Here is a 21,086-nt window from a genome sequence, read left to right as displayed (position 1 = left end):
ATTGGCTATATCTGCTGCTGGTCCTCGCCCTCGCGGGCTATCTGCTGCGCGCCCTCGCGCGCACCCATGAGTGAGGAACCGGATATGTGGCAAGAGATCATCTATCCCGTCGCGTTCGTGCTGCTGGTGCTGCTGCCGGCGCCTCTGCTTGGCAACTACCTGTATCGGGTGTTTGAAGGCAAGAGTCGCTGGCTGGCCCCGCTTGAGCACGCCACCCTGGCCTGCTGCGGCACGGACGGGCGCGAGCAGGACTGGAAGTCCTACGCCCTCAGCCTGCTGGCTTTCAACGGCGCCGGTTTCGGCCTGCTGTTCCTGATCCTGATGGCGCAGGGGCTGCTGCCCCTCAACCCGCAGCAACTGCCAGGGTTGAACTGGCAACTCGCCTTCAACACCGCGGTCAGCTTCATGACCAACACCAACTGGCAGGCCTACTCCGGCGAAGCCAGCCTCTCCTACTTCAGCCAGATGGTGGGGCTCACCACCCAGAACTTCGTCTCCGCCGCCACCGGCGCCGCCGTCGCCATCGCCCTGTTTCGCGGCATCGCCCGCCAGCAGACCACCCACCTTGGCAACTTCTGGCAGGATCTGGTGCGTTTCTGCCTCTACGTGCTGCTGCCGATGGCGCTGATCCTGGCGCTGCTGCTGGTCTGGCAGGGGGTCCCCCAGAGCCTGTCGGCCTACCTGCCGTTCCACGCTCTGGAAGGCCAGGAGCAGCTGCTGCCGCTCGGCCCGGCCGCCTCCCAGATCGCCATCAAGCAGCTCGGCTCCAACGGTGGCGGCTTCTTCGGCATCAACTCGGCCCATCCGTTCGAGAATCCGACCGCCCTCTCCAACTGGCTGGAGATGGTCGCCCTGCTGACCCTGGCCGCCGCCATGGTCTGCACCCTGGGTCGCTACGTGAAGGATCTGGCCCACAGCCGCGCCATCCTCATCGCCATGACCATCATGCTGGTGCTGGGGCTCTGCCTCGCCATCGGCCAGGAGCTGAAACCGGATCCCGCCCTCGCCCACCTCACCAGCGAAGCCGGCAACTGGGAAGGCAAGGAGAGTCGCTTCGGCCCCGTGCTGTCCAGCATCTGGGAAGTGGCGACCACCGCCGCCTCCAACGGCTCGGTCAACGCCATGCACGACAGCTTCACCCCCCTCGGCGGCATGGTCGGCATGATCAACATGCTGCTGGGTGAAGTGGTGTTCGGCGGCGTCGGTGCCGGCATCTACGGCATGATGCTGTTCGTGCTGCTGACCGTGTTCCTGTGCGGCCTGATGGTGGGGCGCACCCCCACCTATCTGGGCAAACGGCTCGGCATCACCGAGATGAAGTGGGTGGTCGCCAGCATGCTGGTGATGCCGGTCGGGGTATTGGTGATCGGCGGCATTACCCTGCTGATGCCGAACTCCGCCACCGTCATCGGTCACGATGGCCCCCATGGCCTGTCACGACTGATCTATGCCTACGCCTCGGCCGCCGGCAACAACGGCTCCGCCTTCGCCGGCTTTGCCGCCGCCGACAGCTGGCAGTGCATCGCCATCGGGCTGGCCATGCTGCTCGGCCGCTTCGGCTACATCATTCCGGTGCTGGCCATCGCCGGCCAGCTGGCCCGCGCCCCTCGTCAGGAGACGAGCGAAGGGGACTTCCCCGTCAGCGGCCCGCTCTTCATCACCCTGCTGATCGTCACCGTGCTGCTGATGGGGGGTCTCTCCTTCCTGCCGGTGCTGGCGCTGGGCCCGGTGGCGGAACACCTGAGCCTGCTGGGAGGAGCCTTCTGATGCTGCACCTCCGACTGATCTGCGTGACCAACTATTCGATGCAGGGAGCTTTCCAATGAGCAAATCCGCTTCAATGAGCACCGACACCATTCAGGTGAAGGGCAAGAAACAGAAATCACAGATCCTGCAGGCCATGGTGGAAGCCCTCTATCGCTTCAATCCCAGGGCGCTGTTTGGCAGCCCCATCCTGTTCACCCTCTGGCTGGCGGCCGTGATGGCGACCCTGGAGTCGCTGCTGGGGCAACCGCTCTCCGGCGTCGCTCCTTCTCTGGCCTGGCAGCTGACCGCCTGGCTCTGGCTCACCCTCTGGTTTGCCAACTTCGCCGAGACCCTGGCAGAGGGGCGCGGCAAGGCGCGGGCCGACAGCCTGAAGGCCGGCATGAGCCAGCTCAAGGCACGTCGAGTCACCAGCCCGCAGGATGACAAGGGCGAGTGGGTACCGGCCACCAGCCTGCTCAAGGGCGATCTGGTGCTGGTGCGCAGCGGCGAGATGATCCCGGCCGACGGCGAAGTGGTCGCCGGCATCGCCTCGGTCAACGAGGCAGCCATCACCGGCGAATCCGCCCCCGTCATCCGCGAGTCGGGCACCGACCGCAGCGGCGTGACCGGCAACACCACCGTCGTCTCCGACCAGATTTGGGTACACATCAGCAACAACCCGGGCGAAAGTACCCTGGATCGCATGATTGCCCTGGTGGAAGGGGCCAAGCGGCAGAAGACCCCCAACGAGATGGCGCTGGACGCCCTGCTGGTAGGGCTGACCCTGATCTTCCTGCTGGTGGTGGCCACCCTGCCCTGGTTCCTCGACTACAACGGCACCCAGGTGCCCCGGCTCTATCTGCTGGCGCTGTTCATCACCCTGATCCCGACCACCATCGGCGGTCTGCTCTCCGCCATCGGTATCGCCGGCATGGACCGGCTGGTGAAGCTCAACGTGATCGCCAAGTCGGGCCGCGCGGTGGAAGCCGCCGGCGACGTGCGTACCTTGCTGCTGGACAAGACCGGCACCATCACCTTCGGCAACCGGATGGCGGACGAGCTGATCCCGGCCCCCGGCGTGGACCCCTCCCTGCTGGCTCAGGCCGCCATGCTGGCCTCGCTCGGTGACAACACGCCGGAAGGCAAATCCATCCTGACCCTGGCGGGCAAGAGCCACACCAGACCGAGCCAGCTGGAGAGCGACATCATCATCCCCTTCAGCGCCGAGACCCGGCTGAGCGGGCTGGATCGCAACGGCCATCACTATCGCAAGGGCGCGGTGGACGCGGTGCTGCGCTACCTCTCCCTCGATCGCAAGGCGGTGCCCGAGCTCATTCTCAAATCGGTGGACAACATCGCCCGCCAGGGCGGCACCCCGCTGCTGGTCTGCACCCACGAGAAGCTGCTGGGGGTAGTGTTCCTCAAGGACATCATCAAGCCGGGCATCAAGGCCCGCTTCCAGATCCTGCGCCACATGGGGATCCGCACCGTGATGATCACCGGTGACAACCCGCTGACCGCCGCCGCCATCGCCGCCGAAGCCGGGGTGGACGACTTCATCGCCGAGGCGACGCCGGAGAAGAAGCTGGCCTACATCCGTCAGGAGCAGGCCGACGGCCGGCTGGTGGCCATGTGCGGGGACGGCGCCAACGACGCACCAGCCCTGGCCCAGGCCGACGTGGGGCTGGCCATGAACGAGGGGACCCAGGCCGCCAAGGAGGCGGGCAACCTGGTGGATCTCGACTCCAACCCCACCAAGCTGCTGGACGTGGTGCTGGTGGGCAAGCAGCTGCTGGTGACCCGTGGCGCCCTGACCACCTTCTCCATCGCCAACGACGTGGCCAAGTACTTCGCCATCCTGCCGGCCCTGTTCATCGCCGCCTATCCACAGCTTGGGGCGCTGAACCTGATGCAGCTGGGCAGCCCGGAAAGCGCCATCCTGTCGGCCATCATCTTCAACGCCCTGATCATCGTCGCGCTGGTGCCGCTGGCTTTGCGCGGGGTCAGCCTGAAGGGAACGGCGGCCAGCCTGCTGCGCCGCAACCTGCTGATCTACGGCGTCGGCGGCCTGATAGTGCCTTTCATCGGCATCAAGCTGATCGACCTGGTCATCACCGGCCTGGGGCTGGTGTAACGGCATCACCGGATGCGGGGCAGGCCCGCATCCACCCAACACATTTGGAGCAAACACATCATGATCGCAATCAGAACCCTGCTGACCCTGACCCTGCTGCTGGGGGTGGCATATCCGCTGGCCGTCACCGGGCTGGCCCAGCTGCTCTTCCCCTGGCAGGCCAACGGCAGCCTGCTCACCAACGCCAAGCAGCAGGTGGTCGGCAGCGCCCTGCTGGCCCAGAAATTCGAGCGGGCCGACTACTTCCACTCCCGCCCCTCCGCCAGCGATTTCGCCACCATAGGTGGCGGCGGAAGCAACCTGGGGATGAGCTCGCCGCTACGGGCCGAGTTTGCCGTAGCTGCGGCCAGGGCGCAGCCGGAAGCCAGGGTCCCCGCTCTGCTGACCCGCTCCGCCTCCGGCCTCGATCCCCATCTGCCCCTCGATGCAGCGCTGGCCCAGGTGGATAGGGTCGCCGGGCAACGGGGGCTGGATCCCGTTCAGTTGACGGAGCAGGTCAAGTCGGCGGCACAAGCTGGTATCCTTGGCCCGCAGGTGGTCAACATTCTCCAGTTGAACCTGCAACTCGATCATCAAAAGGGCGCCTGAGGGCGCTCCTTGCCGTTCGGGAAGGCTCCCTTTCGACAACGGGGACAAGCATGAGCAGTGAGGTCACGGCCGCAGTTCGGCCGATGCAACGGGAGCACGGGGATGCGTGATGAAGTGAGGGCAGACGCCCTGCTGGCGAGCCTGGAGCAGGAGCACAGGGGCAAGCTGAAGGTGTTTCTCGGCGCGGCCCCCGGCGTCGGCAAAACCTACGCCATGCTGCAGGCGGTGCGGGAGCAGGCCAGGGAGGGAGTCGACATCCTGATCGGGGTGGTGGAGACCCACGGCCGCCAGGAGACCCTGGCCCTGCTCGACAAGCTCGCCATCCTGCCGCGCACACTGCACCTGCACCGCCAGCAGCGGCTGGAGGAGATGGATCTGGACGGTCTGCTGGCGCGCAAGCCCGCCATCGCCGTGGTGGACGAGCTGGCCCACAGCAACGCCCCCGGCAGCCGCCATGAGAAGCGCTGGCAGGATGTGGAGGAGTTGCTGGGCGCCGGCATCGATGTCTATACCACCCTCAACGTGCAGCACCTGGAGAGCCTCAACGATCTGGTGTGGCAGCTGACCGGGGTCAGGGTCAAGGAGACCCTGCCGGATCAGGTGCTGCTGGAGGCCGACAGCCTGGTGCTGATCGACCTGCCCCCCAAGGAGCTGCTCGGCCGCCTCAAGGAGGGCAAGGTCTATGTGCCCCACCAGGCCAAGGCCGCCCTGCAATCCTTTTTCTCTCTCAACAACCTGACCGCTCTGCGGGAGCTGGCGATGCAGACCGCCGCCAGCCACGTGGAGGGAGACCTGCAGTTGCAGTGGCAGGCGGCCGGCAAGACCACACTGCCGCTGCGGGGCAAGCTGATGGTCTGCATCGGGGATGAGCACGGCGCCGCCCTGGTGCGTTACGGCCACCGCTTCGCCCAGCGCAGGCAACTGCCCTGGCTGGTGGTGCACATCGACAGCAAGGGGCAACGCTCCCCCGAGCTGGAGCAGGCGCTGGCCCTCGCCTCCCAGTTGGGGGCCAGGGTGCTGACCCTCTCCAGCCCGGCCGTGGCCGATGCCCTGCTGGAAACCGCCGAACAGCAGCAGGTCTCCCAATTGCTGCTCGGCAAATCCCGCAACCCGCCCTGGCGTCGATCCCTGGTACAGCACCTGCTCAAACAGGCGCAGGGATTCGAGATCACGCTGGTGGATACCGAGAAGCGCAAGCCCGGCCTGACCCTGCCTACGGCAGGCCCGGGTGAGCTTCGCCAGAGCCTGCTCGCGGTGGCCATCATGGGGGGGACCTCGGCCGTGGTCTGGGCCCTCTCCCACTGGCTGCCCCCCGCCTCCCTGCCCATGCTGTTCGTGCTGGGGGTGCTGGCCACCGCGCTCACCACCAGCCTGGTCCCCGCCATCCTGGCCGCCGTGCTGGGCTTCGTTGGCCACAACCTGCTGTTCACCTTCCCCTACTTCTCCCTGAGCGTGGCCAGCCACAGCGACCTGCTCACCCTGTTCGTGCTGCTCATCGTCGGCATCGCGGCCGGGCGCCTCGCCTCCCGCCAGCGTCAGCAACTGGTCAGTCTGCGCGAGACCCAGCAGCTGGGCAACGCCCTGCTCTCCCTGAGCCAGGGGCTGGCCACCGCCAGCAGCCCGGTGGACGTGCTGAGACAGGGAACCCAGGCCATCGCCCTCGCCCTTGGGCAGCCCGTGTTCGCGCTCGATGGGGATTACCAGTACCGGGCCGGTGACACCCAGACCGGGCCGGGCCAGACCGACAAGGCCGCCATTGACTGGTGCCTAGCCCAGAAGCAGAGCGCCGGTGCCCATACCGCCACCCTCAACGCCGCCGAGGCCCAGTATCATCACCTCGGCGATGACCTGGTGCTGGGCATCCGGCTGGCCAACCCGCTCACCTCCGCCGCCGAGCACCAGCTGCAGGCTCTGCTCACCGATATCCGCGCCGCCCTGGCGCGGATCGATCTCAACGAGCGGCTGGCGGACAGCCAGTTGCAGGCGGAGACCGACCGGATGCGCGCCGCCCTGCTCTCCTCGGTCTCCCACGACCTGAAGACGCCGCTCGCCACCATCATGGGGGCCGGCAGCACCCTGCTGGAATACGGGGACCGGATAAGTGCGGAGGACCGCATCGAACTGCTGCACTCGGTGCAGGACGAAGCGCGCCGCCTGCACGGCTATGTCCAGAACCTGCTGGACATGACTCGCATCGGCTCACCGGACTTCCAGTTGAAACGGGACTGGGTTGACCTGGCTGACCTGGTGGAGAGCGCCCGCCGCAGACTCGACTCCTCCTGGCGCCAGCACAAGCTGCTGGTGCACTTCGATCAGCAGATCCCCCGGCTCTATGTGCACGGTGCCCTGATCGAGCAGGTGCTGGTCAACATCCTCGACAACGCCTCCCGCTACTCGCCGGCCGGCACCCCCATCGAGTTCAAGGTGATGCTGGCGGACCCCGACCTCATCATCGACATCATCGATATCGGGGTCGGCATCGCCGAGTCGGATCGGGACAAGATCTTCAATCTGTTCTACACCCAGCCGGTCGGCGACTGCGGCAGCCGCGGCACCGGGCTTGGCCTCGCCATTTCCCGCGCTATGATAGAGGTCCACGGCGGCCGCATCTGGGCATTCGCCGGCCCCAACGGCAACGGCACCTGCATGCGCATCTCCCTGCCGCTGGCCCTCAACGCACCGGCGGCCTGATGGTCGCCGCCCTTTTCAATCAGCAAACGGGAGGCTGAATGGCTCACATACTGGTCATCGACGACGAGGCGGCCATCCGCCGTTTTTTGCGGATCAGCCTGATCGCCGAAGGACATCAGGTGAGTGAGGCGGTCGGCGTCACCGAGGGGATGGCGCAGTATCGCCACCTCAACCCCGACCTGGTGATCCTGGATCTGGGCCTGCCGGACGGTGATGGCATCCAAATCCTGCACGCCATCCGCGAGCACCACGCCAATCCCGTGCTGGTGCTCTCGGCGCGGGACTCCGAGCAGGAGAAGGTGCGGCTGCTGGATGCGGGGGCCAACGACTACATGAGCAAGCCGTTCGGCGTCGGGGAGATGATGGCCCGTATCCGGGTGCTGCTGCGCCAGCGAGTCGGTGCCACCAGCGGCGAGTGTCGACACTTCCCCCACTGTGGCCTGACCCTGGACAGCAGCAGCCACAAGGTGACCCTGCAGGGCGAGGAGATCCCCCTCTCCCGCAAGGAGTTCGCCCTGTTGCAGGCCCTGGTGTGCCACCCCGGCAAGCTGGTGCAACAGACCCAGCTGCTCATCGACATCTGGGGACCGAGCCACAAGGAAGATACCCACTACCTGCGCATCGTCATCGCCAGTCTGCGCAAGAAGCTGGGAGATAACCCCCAGCAACCCACGCTGATCGAGACCGAATCCGGTATCGGCTACCGCTTTATCGGCAGCTGATGTTGCAGCAAGAAGCTGGGCGGCAACATTCCCAGCAACCCACCCTGATCGAAACTGAAGCCGGCATCGGCTACCGTTTTATCGGCAGCTGATGTTTCACGTGGAACGACGCCAGCAACAACAGAGTGCCAACAGACCGCATCCCCCGAGCAGCAGTCCGAGATCCTGCAAGCTGGCTGCAACCGCCAACCCCAGGCTGAGTAGCAGGTAGTAGCCAAGCCCGAACAGGGCCCCGGCACTGCCCGCCACCTCCCGATAGGCCAGCAGCGCCTGGCTCAGCACATTGGGGATAGCCAGCCCGAACGCGATCACCACTCCCGTCATGGGCAGCAGAAACCAGAGCGATGCCTGACTGGCCCACACCAGCCAACCCGAACCCAACGCCAGCACGGCGGCGAGCCGTATTAACGAGGCAGGCGTCCAGCCACGGCCCAGCAGGCGCTTGTTGAGCAGGCTGCCCACCAGGGTCGCCAGCGCCAGCACGATGCCGGAGTAACCAAATTCCCCCGCGCTCAGCCCCAGACTGGCAAACAGAAACGGCGCCAGGCTGTAGTAGCCGAACAGCATGGTGTTGAACAGCGCCACCAGGGCGGCGCTGCGCCACAAGCCGCTATCACGCACCATCCGGCAGGCCAGCGGCCAGAGTGCGACCCTCTGAGTGATGGCCGGGCGGGTTTCCGGCAGTTGCCAGCAAGTGACCAGCAGCAATCCAACTGCCAATACCAGCAGGGCGCCGAATACCCCGAGATAGCCGAACCCGCTCGCCAGCTGGCCGCCGCTCACCAGCCCCAGCACCGGACTGAGGGAGAGCGCGATGCCCATCACCGAAAAGACCCGCGCCAGATCGCTGCCCTGATAGCTGTCGCGCAGCATGGTCTGGGTCACCACGGAACCCACGGCGGCGCCGAAGGCCGCGATGACCCGGGCCAGCAGCAGGGTTTCAAATTGAGTGGCCAGCAACGCCAGCAGGGTGCCGGCGCCATAGGTCAGCAGCCCCGCCAGCATGGCGGGACGCCGCCCGATGAGATCGCACAACCTGCCCCAGCAGACCACGCCCGCCGCAAACGCCAGAAAATAGACCGACAGGGTCTGGGACGCCTGCCCCTCGCTCACCCGAAACTCAGTGGCGATATGGGTCAGCACCGGACTGTAGATGGTCTCCACTATCTGGGGAAACATCATCAATCCGACCACCAGCCAGCGCGGTGGCAACCTGTTGTTCATGACACACCTCCTTCACAAGAGGTCGCCATTCTAGAGAGGGATAACATGTCCGATTACAATAAGGCGGACTATAAACAGCAAGAATCGGACACATGGCCTTTATTCTTCCCGATCACCCCTTTGATCCGGACCAGCACGACGGCAGCGCCATCGGTATTGCCGCCGCCCTCGGCTGGCACGACTCCGGCCGCCATCAGCACCAGCGCCACCAGCTGCTGTTCGCCCAGGCAGGCTGCATGACCATAGAGCTGGACGATCAGGTCTGCCTGCTGCCGCCAACGCGAGCGGCCTGGTTGCCAGCGGGTCTGCCCCACCGGGTGTTGATGCGCGGAGTTGTGGCCTATCGCTCCCTCTACTTCCAGCCGGAGCCCGCGTTGCCAAACGAGATGGCGGTGCTGGCGGTCAACCCGCTGCTGCGGGAGATCATCGAGCGGATGGCACTCTGGCCCTGGGACAAGCCGGAAGCAGAGCAAACCTGCACACTGGCATTATTGAAAGAAGAGCTGGCGCAAGCGCCGCGGGAATCCTGGCAGTTGCCGCTGCCGTCAGACGGGCGTCTGACCGGCTGGCTGCAGGAGATAAAGCGGGGTGACACCCTGCCCGATCGGCTCAACCGGCTGGCCGAACGGGTGGGTGCCAGTGACAAGACCATAGGCCGCATCTTCATGCGAGAGACCGGCATGAGCTACCAGGCCTGGCGCCAGCAGTGGCGACTGCTGCGGGCCATGGAACTGCTGGCCGAAGCCGAGCCCATCAGCCGGGTAGCCGCAGCCCTGGAGTTCGCCAGCGACAGCGCCTTCATCGCCTTCTTCAGGCAGCACACGGGGCAGACCCCCTTGCGCTACCTCAGCTCTCGGGATGAGTCGCATCGGCCGAGCTCGCCTCCACCACCAGGGTCTCCAGGGCCAGCGGCTTGAGGTTTTGAATGGCCTCTGCCACCACGTCATGGGAGGCCTGCTGCTGCAAGGCCAGCATCTCCTGTTGCAGGGCGGCGCTGTCCAGCTCGGGTCTGGGGTTCTCGGCGGCCATGGCATTCAGGCTCAGGCTGCTGGCAATCAGGGTAGCGATCAGGATCTTCATCTGGCGTGCTCCGGTGTGGTTGAGATGACCACATAACTATTCCAATAGTTGTGCCAGATTTATAACAACATGATTTTATTGATATAAATGATTTTTTGATGCTGCCCCCCCCCTTCCTGAATCAAATATTGGTTATTTTAAAACCTATAAATGGTTTTTTTTACCACCTCCATCATGGCAACCCTGTTCCACGTGAAACGCCCCGTTTTTTTGATCGACACCCGCTTTTGAAGTGAGCTATGGTGCTAGCTCCCCCCTTAACTGACTCTGGATTTGCCACCGAATGGAATTCTCCTTGTTCGGCGAGAAGTTCACTCGCCACGCCGGTATTACCCAACTCATGGACGACCTCAATCAAGGGCTGCTGAATCCCGACGCCATCATGCTGGGAGGCGGCAATCCGGCCCCCATCCCCGCCATGCTGGAACGCTTTCAGGCCGAGGCCAACACCCTGTTCGACAACGGCGAACTGATCAAGGCCATGGCCAACTACGATGGCCCCCAGGGCAAAGACAGGTTCACCAAGGCGCTGGCCGCCCTGCTCAGCAAGGAGCTGGGCTGGGAAATCTCCGCCCGCAACATCGCCCTGACCAACGGCAGCCAGAACGCCTTCTTCTATCTGTTCAACCTGCTGGCCGGCGAGTTCGCCGACGGTCGCAAGAAGAAGGTGCTGTTCCCCCTGGCCCCCGAATACATCGGCTATGCCGACTCGGCCCTCTCGGACGATCATTTCGTCGCCTACAAGCCCACCATCGAGAAGCTGCCCGACGGCCAGTTCAAATACCACGTGGATTTCGAGAGCCTGCAGGTGGGCGACGACATCGGGGTGATCTGTGTCTCCCGGCCGACCAACCCCACCGGCAACGTGCTCACCGACGAGGAGATCGAGCACCTCGATCAGATCGCCCGTGACAAGGGGATCCCGCTGCTCATCGACAATGCCTACGGCGTGCCCTTCCCCGGCATCATCTTCAGCGACGCCAAGCCGTTCTGGAACGCCAACACCATCCTCTGCATGAGCCTCTCCAAGCTCGGCCTGCCGGGCACCCGTTGCGGCATCGTCATCGCCGACGAGAAGATCATCCGGGCCATCACCAACCTGAGCGGCATCATCAATCTGGCGCCGGGCAGCCTGGGTCCGGCCATCACCATTCCGATGATCGAGAGCGGTGACATCATCGCCCTGAGCGAACAGGTGGTGAAACCCTTCTACCAGCAGAAAGCCACCTTCGCGGTCCAGCTGCTGCGCGAGGCCATTCCGGATCCGCGCTTCCACATCCACAAGCCGGAGGGTGCCCTCTTCCTCTGGCTCTGGTTCGAAGACCTGCCGATCCACTGCCAGGAGCTGTATGAGCGACTGAAGGCGAAGAACCTGCTGATCGTGCCCGGCCACTACTTCTTCCCCGGCATCGACGACCCCGAGTGGCGCCACAGCCAGGAGTGCATCCGTCTCAACTATGCCCAGAGCGAAGATCTGGTGCGTCGCGGCATCGCCATCCTGGCCGACGAGATCAACGCCCTCTACGCCGGTTGATTCCCCCTTCGGCATGAAAAAAAGAGGCCTGCAGATGCAGGCCTCTTTTCTATCAGGTGGTCAGCGATGTTGTTTAACCGGGCAGTGCCAGCTGATCGGGTTTGCCGATGGGGATGGCACGGGGCTTGAGCGCTTCCGGCAGCTCCCGGGCCAGCTCTATGGTCAGCAGACCGTGCTCCAGCCTGGCCCCCTGCACTTCCACGTGCTGGCTCAGCTTGAAGGCGAGCTCGAAGTCCCGCTCGGCGATCCCCTGATGGAGGAATTGGCGCTCGCCCATGGTGGCGACCTTGCGCCCCTTCACCTTGAGGGTACCGTTTTCGGTCTCCAGCTCCAGCTCATTGCGATCGAAACCGGCCACGGCAACCGTGATGAGGTAGCTGTCGTGATCCCGCTTCTCGATGTTGTACGGGGGGTAGGCCGAGGTCTTCTGATCGAACAGGCCTTCCAGCTCGCGGGCCATCCGCTCGAAGCCGACGGCATTGGAATAGAGATGAGAAAAATCGAGGTTACGCATGATCCTATCCTTCTATAAAGCAACAGGGTTTACTCTCCACGGGCCCGCCATCGGCACCCGGGAAACATCAGCAATGCAACGAGGTCAGGCTGTCAGCCGTTGATCTCGATCTTGCGGGGCTTCATCGCCTCGGGCACTTCGCGCACCAGGTCGATGTGCAGCAGACCGTTCTTCAGGTCGGCCCCCTTCACCCGCACATAGTCGGCCAGCTGGAAGCGACGCTCGAAGCCGCGTTCGGCAATGCCTTGGTAGAGGTAGTTGCGCTCGGTGTCGGCCTGCTTGCTGCCCTTCACCGTCAGCAGATTTTCCTGGAAGCTCAGCTCCAGCTCTTCCTGGGTAAAGCCCGCCACCGCCATGCTGATGCGGTAGTCGCTGTCACCCAGCTGCTCGATGTTGTAGGGGGGATAGCCGGCATTGCCATTGCTGGCGGCAGATTCGATGAGAGTGGCCAGACGATCGAAACCGATGGCAGAACGATAGAGCGGAGAAAAGTCGATAGAACGCATAGTATTACCCTCTTGTGAGCGATAACGGATTGTTTGCCCTCCTGATGGACGGGCGCCTGGTCGAAACCTCTGTAGAGCGTTCCGGCCTTGTTATCTATATAGGGGCCAGCATTTGGCTTTCAAGGGGTAAAAACAAAAGAAATGCAGGCCATCAAGAATGGCCCGATTAGATCGATAATAGGCCTGCGGGCCACTCATGATCCGTCCCTCATCCCTCCATACTGGCCGTGTCCCCAACGAGAAACCGGAGCACGCCATGAAGATTACCCAGGTTCGCAACGCCACCCTGCTCATCCACTACGCAGGAACCCGCTTCCTCATCGACCCCATGCTGGCCCCCAAGGGGAGCTACCCCGGCTTCGAAGGCATGGCCAACAGCCATCTTCGCAACCCCCTGGTCGATCTGCCGCTGCCCATGGCGACCCTGCTGGAGGTGGATGCGGTGATTGTCACCCATGACCATCTGGATCACTGGGACGATGTCGCGAAAGCGAAGATCCCCAAGCACCTTCCCCTGTTCGTGCAGCATCAAAAAGATGCCGACACCATGAGGGGATGCGGCTTCGAGGATGTGCGCCTGCTGGGCGAGGTCGGCGAGTTCGCCGGCATCTGCCTGCAACAGACGGAAGGCCGACACGGCAGCGATACCATCATGGCCCTGCTGGGGGATCGCCTTGGCGAGGTCAGCGGAGTGGTCTTCTCCCATCCCGCCGAAAAGACCCTCTATCTGGCCGGCGACACCGTCTGGAATGCCCGGGTTGAACAAGCGCTGCACCGGCACCAACCCGAGGTTGTCGTCCTCAACTGCGGTGATGCCCAGGTGACGGGTCTGGGCGCCATCATCATGGGCAAGGAGGATGTGGCCGCCGTCTATCAGGCCGCCCCGCAGGCCACCCTGATCGCCAGCCACATGGAGGCGGTCAATCATGCCCTGCTGTCCCGGCGGGAGCTGCGCGACTACCTGGACAGCCAGGGGATGGCCGCCCGGGTACGGGTGCCCGAGGATGGCGACACCATGGTGCTCTGAGCGAGGGGCCGGGCACCACATGGCTCTTCGGCTTTCTGTTGCTGCCCCGTATGATGGGGATCCGAGTGCAAAGGAGTCTGCCACCATGCCCCGTCCTCTCATCGTCGCCGTCATCACCTTCGATCGCTTCAGCCCCTTTCACTGCTCGGTGCCCTGCCTCATCTTTGGCGACAAGATGATGCCGGGCCAGTCGTTGTTCGAGCTGAGACTCTGCGCCGGGGATGACACGCGGCAACCCGCCTCCTCCCAGGGCTTTCGCATGGAGGCCGACTATGGCCTGGAGGGTCTGCTGGAGGCGGATATCATCATCATCCCCTTCTGGCGCGATCCGGCCGAGCGCCCCGCCCAACCCCTGCTCGATGCCCTGGTTGCCGCCCGGATCAGGGGAGCCCAGATCGTGGGGCTCTGTCTCGGTACCTATGTGCTGGCCTATGCCGGCCTGCTGGACGGGCGCGGTGCCGCCACCCACTGGGAATTTGAGCAGGAGTTCGTCCAGCGCTTCCCCCGGGTGCGGCTCGATACCAATGCCCTCTACGTCGACGACGACGGGCTCATCACCTCGGCTGGCACCGCCGCCAGCCTGGACTGCTGCCTCTATCTGGTTCGCCAGCATCACGGCAGCCAGATTGCCAACAAGCTGGCCAGGCGGCTGGTGGTGCCTCCCCACCGGGAGGGTGGCCAGGCCCAGTTCATCGAGCAGCCGGTACCCGCCTCCACCCGGGATGCCAGGATCAACCAGCTGTTCGATCACCTGCGCCTGCACCTGGCCGCGCCCCATACCCTGGACAGCCTGGCGGAACATTGCATGATGAGCCGACGCACCTTTAGCCGCCGCTTCCAGCTCGCCACCGGTCTCTCCCTCGGGGAGTGGCTGATGGCGGAGCGCCTGCGCCGCAGCCAGACGCTGCTGGAGTCCAGCTCCCACACCGTGGAACGCATCGCCGAACTGGTGGGGCTCGGGTCTGCCACCATCTTGCGCAAGCACTTTCGCACCCGCTTCGGGGTGTCGCCGCGGGAGTGGCGCCGCACCTTTCGCGGTGACAGAGTCTAGGTCCCACATGTTTCACGTGGAACGCGCCCTTTTCCTTGCCCCAGAAAACAAAAAGCCGCTCACGAGGAGCGGCTTTTGATGGTTGTCGGACCGTCTATTAGACGTCGAGGTTGGCAACCCGCAGGGCGTTGGTCTCGATGAAGTCGCGACGGGGCTCTACGGCATCCCCCATCAGGGTGGAGAAGAGCTGGTCGGCGCCGACTGCGTCGTCGATGGTGACACGCAGCATGCGACGGGCTTCCGGATCCATGGTGGTTTCCCACAGCTGCTCCGGGTTCATCTCGCCCAGCCCTTTATAGCGCTGGATGTAGATGCCACGCTTGCCTTCGCCCATCAGCCACTCGACCGCTTCAACGAAGCTGGCGACCGGCTTCACCTTCTCACCACGCTTGATGTAACCGCCTTCCTCGATCAGGTTGGCGATCTCCTTGCCCAGGGAGACCAACTGACGGTACTCGGAGGATTGCAGGAAGTCATAGCTCAGCGGATATTCACGGTCGACCCCGTGCTGGCGTACCACGGCGTGGGGCACGAGCAGGCTGCGCTCCTCGTCGCGGCGTACCTGCATCTGGTACTGGATGCCGTGGTTGCTCTCGTTGAGCACGGCTTCCATGCTCTGGCACCAGGTCTGCAGATCGCTCTCGCTGGCCAGCAGGGTTTCGTTCAACTCAGGCTGATAGATCAGCTGGGTCAGCACGGCTTCCGGCGCGCGGCGGGACATGCGGGTGATGAGGTGAGTCACGGAGCGATGCTGGTTGACCAGACGCTCCAGCGCCTCGCCACCGATGGCCGGGGCAGACTCGTTGACGTGCAGGGTCGCACCGTCCAGCGCCATGGCGGTCTGGTACTGCAACAATGCGTCTTCGTCTTTCAGGTACTGCTCCTGTTTGCCCTTCTTCACCTTGTAGAGCGGCGGCTGGGCGATGAAGACATAGCCACGCTCGATGATTTCCGGCATCTGACGATAGAAGAAGGTCAGCAGCAGGGTACGGATGTGCGCACCATCGACGTCCGCATCCGTCATGATGATGATGTTGTGATAGCGCAGCTTGTCCGGGTTGTACTCGTCGCGACCGATGCCACAGCCCAGAGCGGTGATCAGGGTGCCCACCTCCTGGGAGGAGATCATCTTGTCGAAACGGGCCTTCTCCACGTTCAGGATCTTGCCCTTGAGGGGCAGGATGGCCTGGTTCTTCCGGTTGCGACCCTGCTTGGCGGAGCCGCCAGCAGAGTCCCCTTCCACGATGTAGAGTTCGGAGAGCGCCGGGTCTTTCTCCTGACAGTCCGCCAGCTTGCCGGGCAGACCGGCGATATCCAGCGCGCCCTTGCGGCGGGTCAGTTCGCGGGCCTTGCGGGCCGCTTCACGGGCACGGGCCGCATCGATGATCTTGTTGACCACGATTTTGGCGTCGCCCGGGTTTTCCAGCAGGAAGTCGGCCAGCTTCTCACCCATCGCCTGTTCCACGGCGGTCTTCACTTCGGAAGAGACCAGCTTGTCCTTGGTCTGGGAGGAGAACTTAGGGTCAGGCACCTTGACGGAGATAACGGCAATCAGACCTTCACGGACGTCGTCACCACTGGCGGCGGACTTGGCCTTCTTGCTGTAGTCCTCCTTGTCCATGTAGTTGTTCAGCGTCCGGGTCAGCGCGGTACGGAAGCCCACCAGGTGGGTACCACCATCCCGCTGCGGAATGTTGTTGGTGAAGCAGTAGACCCCTTCCTGATAGGCGTCGTTCCACTGCATGGCGACTTCGACACCGATGCCGTCCTGCTCTGTGGTGAAGTGGAACACCTTGGGGTGGATCGGGGTCTTGTTCTGGTTCAGGTACTCGACGAAGGCCTTGATGCCCCCTTCGTAGCAGAAGTGCGCCTCGCGGCCATCACGCTCGTCCATCAGACGGATGGAGACGCCGGAGTTGAGGAAGGAGAGCTCGCGCAGACGCTTGGCCAGGATCTCGTAGTGGAACAGGGTGTCGCTGAAGATGGTCGGGCTCGGCCAGAAGCGAACTTCGGTCCCGGTGCCAGTGCTGTCACCAATCTGCTTGAGGGGTGCCTGCGGCTCGCCCAGGTGATAGGTCTGCTCGTAGACATGACCGTTGCGGCGGATGGTCAGCAGCAGCTTGTCGGAAAGCGCGTTCACCACGGAGACGCCCACACCGTGCAGACCGCCGGACACCTTGTAGGAGTTGTCATCGAATTTGCCGCCGGCGTGCAGCACGGTCATGATGACTTCAGCGGCCGAACGACCCTCTTCCGGGTGGATGTCCACCGGAATGCCGCGACCGTTGTCGCGCACGGAGACGGAGCCGTCGGAATGGATCTTGACCTGGATATCGGAGCAGTAGCCAGCCAGAGCCTCGTCGATGGAGTTGTCGACGACCTCGAACACCATGTGGTGCAGGCCCGATCCATCGTCCGTATCGCCGATATACATCCCCGGGCGCTTGCGGACCGCATCCAGGCCCTTGAGCACCTTGATATTCGAGGAGTCGTAAGTATTTTCACTCATAGCTTACTCTCTGCCTTCTCTAACGTTTCGGAGATCTTGCCTTGTTCCACGTGGAACAGCTTGCAGTCACTCGCATCCATCATGTCTGCGAGCTGACCGGTATCGATGGCGGTGATGAACACCTGGGACGCGCACTGCTTCAGCCTTGCGGCCAGCAGACGACGTTTGTCGACATCCAGTTCAGAGGCAAAATCATCAATTAAAAAAATACAGCCGCGGCTGCTATGTTGATTCAAATAGAGCCCTTGGGCCAGCCGCATGGCACAGACCAGCAACTTCAGCTGACCCCTGGACAAAATATCCTGCGCGGGCACGCCGTTCGCCTTGAGCCGCACGTCCGCCTTCTGCGGACCGACCCCAGTGTACCCCAGCGAACGATCCCGTTCGAACCCCGCCTCCAGCAATGCATCGAGGGGAGTGTCTTTTTCCCAGCCTCGATAGAATCCAAGACTGATATCGAACTCCGGCAGAAAATCTGCCGTCATCTCCTTGATCAGGGGCGTAATGGCCTGACAATAACTGGCGCGAAACCCCGCCAGCTCGCCACCCAGTCGCACCAGCTCCTGATCCCAGAATGCCAGTTGACGATACTGGGTGCTCTGGCGCAGCAAGGCATTGCGCTGCTTCAACAGCCGACGCACCCGCCCCCAGAGGGAGAAGAAGGTCGGCTCCTGATGGAAAACACCCCAGTCCAGCCAGGCCCGGCGAGCCTGGGGCCCACCGGTCAGCAGGCTGAAACCATCGGGGTGGATCAACTGTACCGGCAACAGCTCCGCCAGATCGGCCAGGCGCTGGGCCTGGGCACCGGCGATCTTGAGCTGGGTTTCGCCCCCCTTGTCCTTGGCAAGCCCGATGGGCACCTGACGCCCCTCCAGCTCGCACTGGGCAAACAGGGTAAAGGCCCGCTCGCCCTGGCGGATGACCCGCCCGGTCAAATGGGTACGAAACGAGCGGCCGAGACCAAGGTAATGAATGGCTTCCAGCACGCTGGTCTTGCCGCTGCCGTTGCTCCCGACCAGGATATTGAGGCCGGGAGACAGCGCGAGACTGGCGTGCTGAATGTTGCGAAAGTCGCTGAGCTGGAGTTTGACCAGGGACACGACTAGATCCGCATCGGCATCACCACGTACTGGGCATCTTGGTTCTCAAAATCCTCAATAATGGCGCTGCTGATGGAATCGCTCAGGCTGATCCGGATTTGGTCACATTTTAACGTATTCAACACGTCCAGCACATAGGAGACGTTGAAGCCGATCTCCATCTCGCCAGCGGCGTATTGTACGTCAAGCAGCTCTTCGGCTTCTTCCTGTTCCGGGTTGTTGGCGGTGATGCGCAGCAGGTTTTCCTGCAGATTGAGACGCACCCCACGGAATTTCTCGTTGGAGAGGATGGCGGCACGGGCAAAGGCCTGGCGCAGATCCTCGCGACCGGCGATCAGGGCCTTGTCGCTCCCTCGCGGGATGACGCGGCGCCAGTCCGGGAAACGGCCATCCACCAGCTTGGAGGTGAAGATGAAGCCATCCAGAGCGGCGCGCAGGTTGCTGCGACCCACTTGCAGCCGTACCGGCTTGTCTTCCGCTTCCAGCAGGCGCACCAGCTCAAGCACCCCTTTGCGCGGCAGGATGACCTGATGATCGGGCAACGATTCCCCCACCACCTCGCGGCGGCAGGTGGCCAGCCGGTGACCGTCCGTCGCCACGGTACGCAGGCCGTGTCCTTCGCTCTCGAACAGCATGCCGTTCAGGTAGTAGCGCACGTCCTGGCTCGCCATGGAGAACTGGGTCGCGTCGATGAGTTTTTTCAGCTCCAGCTGGCTGATGTCGAACTCGAGCACGGATTCCCAATCCTCGATGTTCGGGTATTCGGTCGCCGGCAGGGTCGACAGGTTGAAGCGGGAGCGGCCGGACCGGATGATAAGGCGCTCTCCCTCGGTGCTGAGGCGGATCTCCGCCCCCTCCGGCAGACCGCGACAGATGTCCAGCAGCTTGCGCGCCGGCACTGTGGTGCGGCCATCCTGGCTGTCGCTGTTGAGATAAACCTGTCCGATCATCTCCACCTCGAGATCGGTCCCGGTCAGCGACAGCAGGCCATTGCTGACATCGAGCAGGACGTTGCCGAGGATGGGCAGGGTCGGCCGGCCACCCAGGGCACCGGACACCAGTTGCAGGGGACGTAACAGGGCCTCACGGCTAATTTCGAGCTGCATCTGTGCTCTCCGTTGTTATTGGGAGGAAAGGATTCGGATCAGGCTGGAACATGCAATCTGCATCTGTGCACTCCGTTCCGTTATCAGGAAGAAAGGGTACGGATCAGGTTGGAATAATCTTCCTTGATGTCGTGACTCTCTTCCTTCAGCTGCTCAATCTTGCGGCAGGCATGAAGAACCGTGGTGTGGTCACGGCCACCAAAGGCATCCCCTATCTCAGGCAAGCTGTGGTTGGTCAGCTCCTTGGCCAGCGCCATCGCCAGCTGGCGCGGGCGGGCAACGGAACGGGAGCGACGCTTGGAGAGCAGATCCGCCAGCTTGATCTTGTAGTACTCCGCCACCGTCTTCTGGATGTTGTCGATGGTGACCAGCTTCTCCTGCAGGGCCAGGAGATCGCGCAGCGCCTCGCGCACGAAGTCGATGTTGATGGCGCGGCCGGTGAAGTTGGCATTGGCGATCACCCGGTTGAGGGCACCTTCCAGTTCACGGACGTTGGAGCGCAGCCGTTTGGCGATGAAGAAGGCCACTTCGTCCGGCAGGTGGATCTGGTTCTCGTCCGCCTTGCGCATCAGGATCGCGACACGCGTCTCCAGCTCGGGGGGCTCGATCGCCACCGTGAGCCCCCAGCCGAAGCGGGACTTGAGACGATCTTCCACCCCGTTGATCTCTTTCGGATAGCGGTCCGAGGTCAGGATGATCTGCTGGTTGCCTTCAAGCAGGGCGTTGAAGGTGTGGAAGAACTCCTCCTGGGAGCGCTCCTTGTTGGCGAAGAACTGGATGTCATCGATGAGCAGGGCATCGACGCTACGGTAATAACGCTTGAACTCTTCAATGGCGTTATTCTGCAGCGCCTTCACCATGTCCTGCACGAACCGTTCGGAGTGCATGTAGATGACTTTGGCGTCTTTCTTGCGATCCTTGATGGCATTGCCAACGGCGTGCAGCAGGTGGGTCTTGCCCAGGCCAGTGCCGCCATAGAGGAACAGCGGGTTGTAGGCACCACCCGGATTGTCGGCCACCTGACGGGCGGCTGCACGGGCCAGCTGGTTGGACTTACCCTCGACGAAATTCTCGAAGGTATAGTTCACGTTGGTGTTGCTCTTGTGGTTTGGCTCGGGCTTGTTTTCGGCCTTGTTTTCCCAGCTCTTGGGAGAGTTATTCACAGGATCGACACCACGGGCCGGCGCCCTGGCGACCGCGACGGGATGAGGGCGATTGCCGATATCAAAACGCAGGGTGGGAGCGTCGGCTCCGCACAGCTCGTTGATGATGCCGTTGACCCGGAGCAGGTACTTGTCGCGTACCCAGTCCAGAACGAAGCGGTTCGGTGCATACAGGGTCAGAGTATTGTCACTCAACTCCGCTTGAAGCGGCCGGATCCACATGCTGAATTCTGCCGAGGGCAACTCATCTTGCAGCCGGTTAAGGCACTGCTGCCATAGCGAAGCAGTCACTCTAGACTCCCGTCAATTGATTAAGTAAAGACCGGCTATTCTACGTTTTTAGTGGCCGGATCTCCAGTTGCTGCCGCACGGATCCAGCAAATAAGATCCT

17 protein-coding genes are annotated in these 21,086 nt (G+C 63.2%); 9 read left to right on the top strand and 8 right to left on the bottom strand.

Annotated elements, in window-relative coordinates; genetic code table 11:
- The first annotated feature begins 84 nt into the window (after positions 1-84).
- The 5 genes from kdpA (at position 85) to H7R73_RS00065 (ending at position 7,881) form a co-directional block, all read left to right on the top strand.
- Complete coding sequence (gene kdpA / locus H7R73_RS00085) at positions 85-1,767, top strand: potassium-transporting ATPase subunit KdpA (protein ID WP_182951427.1); 1,683 nt, start codon at positions 85-87, stop codon at positions 1,765-1,767.
- 55 nt (positions 1,768-1,822) lie between these two features.
- Positions 1,823-3,880, top strand: a complete 2,058-nt coding sequence (gene kdpB / locus H7R73_RS00080) for a potassium-transporting ATPase subunit KdpB (protein WP_182951426.1) — start codon at positions 1,823-1,825, stop codon at positions 3,878-3,880.
- 60 nt (positions 3,881-3,940) lie between these two features.
- Complete coding sequence (locus H7R73_RS00075; RefSeq protein WP_010672299.1) at positions 3,941-4,468, top strand: potassium-transporting ATPase subunit C; 528 nt, start codon at positions 3,941-3,943, stop codon at positions 4,466-4,468.
- Positions 4,469-4,570: 102 nt separating this feature from the next.
- Positions 4,571-7,159, top strand: coding sequence for a sensor histidine kinase (locus H7R73_RS00070; protein WP_182951425.1), 2,589 nt, complete (start codon positions 4,571-4,573; stop codon positions 7,157-7,159).
- Positions 7,160-7,197: 38 nt separating this feature from the next.
- Positions 7,198-7,881: a response regulator gene (locus tag H7R73_RS00065; RefSeq protein ID WP_010672297.1), complete on the top strand. Its 684-nt coding sequence runs from the start codon at positions 7,198-7,200 to the stop codon at positions 7,879-7,881.
- Between the two features lie 96 nt (positions 7,882-7,977).
- Here the strand turns inward: H7R73_RS00065 and H7R73_RS00060 are convergent, their stop codons facing one another.
- A complete protein-coding gene (locus tag H7R73_RS00060; RefSeq protein WP_103261041.1) occupies positions 7,978-9,105 on the bottom strand; it encodes a multidrug effflux MFS transporter in 1,128 nt (375 codons plus the stop codon).
- Positions 9,106-9,197: 92 nt separating this feature from the next.
- Here H7R73_RS00060 and H7R73_RS00055 point away from each other — a divergent pair, with 92 nt between their 5' ends.
- On the top strand, positions 9,198-10,022 hold the full coding sequence (locus tag H7R73_RS00055) for an AraC family transcriptional regulator (protein WP_103261040.1): 825 nt from the start codon (positions 9,198-9,200) through the stop codon (positions 10,020-10,022).
- Here the strand turns inward: H7R73_RS00055 and H7R73_RS00050 are convergent.
- Positions 9,952-10,185, bottom strand: coding sequence for a hypothetical protein (locus H7R73_RS00050; RefSeq protein ID WP_041212072.1), 234 nt, complete (start codon positions 10,183-10,185; stop codon positions 9,952-9,954). The two genes, H7R73_RS00055 and H7R73_RS00050, sit on opposite strands and share 71 nt — an antisense overlap.
- 283 nt (positions 10,186-10,468) lie before the next feature.
- On the opposite strand from H7R73_RS00050, the gene H7R73_RS00045 reads away from it, so the two are divergent.
- A complete protein-coding gene (locus H7R73_RS00045; RefSeq protein ID WP_103261039.1) occupies positions 10,469-11,719 on the top strand; it encodes a valine--pyruvate transaminase in 1,251 nt (416 codons plus the stop codon).
- 73 nt (positions 11,720-11,792) lie between these two features.
- On the opposite strand, the gene H7R73_RS00040 is transcribed toward H7R73_RS00045, so the two are convergent.
- Both H7R73_RS00040 and H7R73_RS00035 read right to left on the bottom strand, forming a co-directional pair.
- Positions 11,793-12,233, bottom strand: a complete 441-nt coding sequence (locus H7R73_RS00040; protein WP_010672292.1) for an Hsp20 family protein — start codon at positions 12,231-12,233, stop codon at positions 11,793-11,795.
- A 92-nt stretch (positions 12,234-12,325) separates the two neighbouring features.
- Positions 12,326-12,739, bottom strand: a complete 414-nt coding sequence (locus H7R73_RS00035; protein ID WP_010672291.1) for an Hsp20 family protein — start codon at positions 12,737-12,739, stop codon at positions 12,326-12,328.
- 256 nt (positions 12,740-12,995) lie between these two features.
- Here H7R73_RS00035 and H7R73_RS00030 point away from each other — a divergent pair, with 256 nt between their 5' ends.
- Entirely contained in the window at positions 12,996-13,766 is a 771-nt protein-coding gene (locus tag H7R73_RS00030; protein ID WP_182951424.1) for an MBL fold metallo-hydrolase, read from the top strand.
- A gap of 85 nt (positions 13,767-13,851) precedes the next feature.
- Positions 13,852-14,817, top strand: coding sequence for a GlxA family transcriptional regulator (locus tag H7R73_RS00025; RefSeq protein ID WP_042016140.1), 966 nt, complete (start codon positions 13,852-13,854; stop codon positions 14,815-14,817).
- 97 nt (positions 14,818-14,914) lie between these two features.
- Here the strand turns inward: H7R73_RS00025 and gyrB are convergent, their stop codons facing one another.
- The 4 genes from gyrB to dnaA form a co-directional block, all read right to left on the bottom strand.
- Entirely contained in the window at positions 14,915-17,326 is a 2,412-nt protein-coding gene (gyrB, locus tag H7R73_RS00020) for a DNA topoisomerase (ATP-hydrolyzing) subunit B (protein ID WP_103261037.1), read from the bottom strand.
- Positions 17,323-18,426: a DNA replication/repair protein RecF gene (recF, locus tag H7R73_RS00015; RefSeq protein WP_010672287.1), complete on the bottom strand. Its 1,104-nt coding sequence runs from the start codon at positions 18,424-18,426 to the stop codon at positions 17,323-17,325. The genes gyrB and recF overlap by 4 nt, the downstream gene beginning before the upstream one ends.
- A 2-nt stretch (positions 18,427-18,428) precedes the next feature.
- The gene (dnaN, locus tag H7R73_RS00010; RefSeq protein WP_039040646.1) at positions 18,429-19,532 is read right to left on the bottom strand and encodes a DNA polymerase III subunit beta; all 1,104 of its coding nucleotides are present in this window, start codon (positions 19,530-19,532) and stop codon (positions 18,429-18,431) included.
- 83 nt (positions 19,533-19,615) lie between these two features.
- Positions 19,616-20,986, bottom strand: a complete 1,371-nt coding sequence (gene dnaA / locus H7R73_RS00005; RefSeq protein ID WP_039040645.1) for a chromosomal replication initiator protein DnaA — start codon at positions 20,984-20,986, stop codon at positions 19,616-19,618.
- Positions 20,987-21,086: the final 100 nt, after the last annotated feature.

This window comes from Aeromonas sp. WP2-W18-CRE-05 (assembly GCF_014168615.1).
GTDB classification, from domain to species: domain Bacteria; phylum Pseudomonadota; class Gammaproteobacteria; order Enterobacterales; family Aeromonadaceae; genus Aeromonas; species Aeromonas caviae.
Note: the sequence above shows the minus strand (reverse complement) of the source record. Positions and strands in the feature narration are given on the sequence as shown.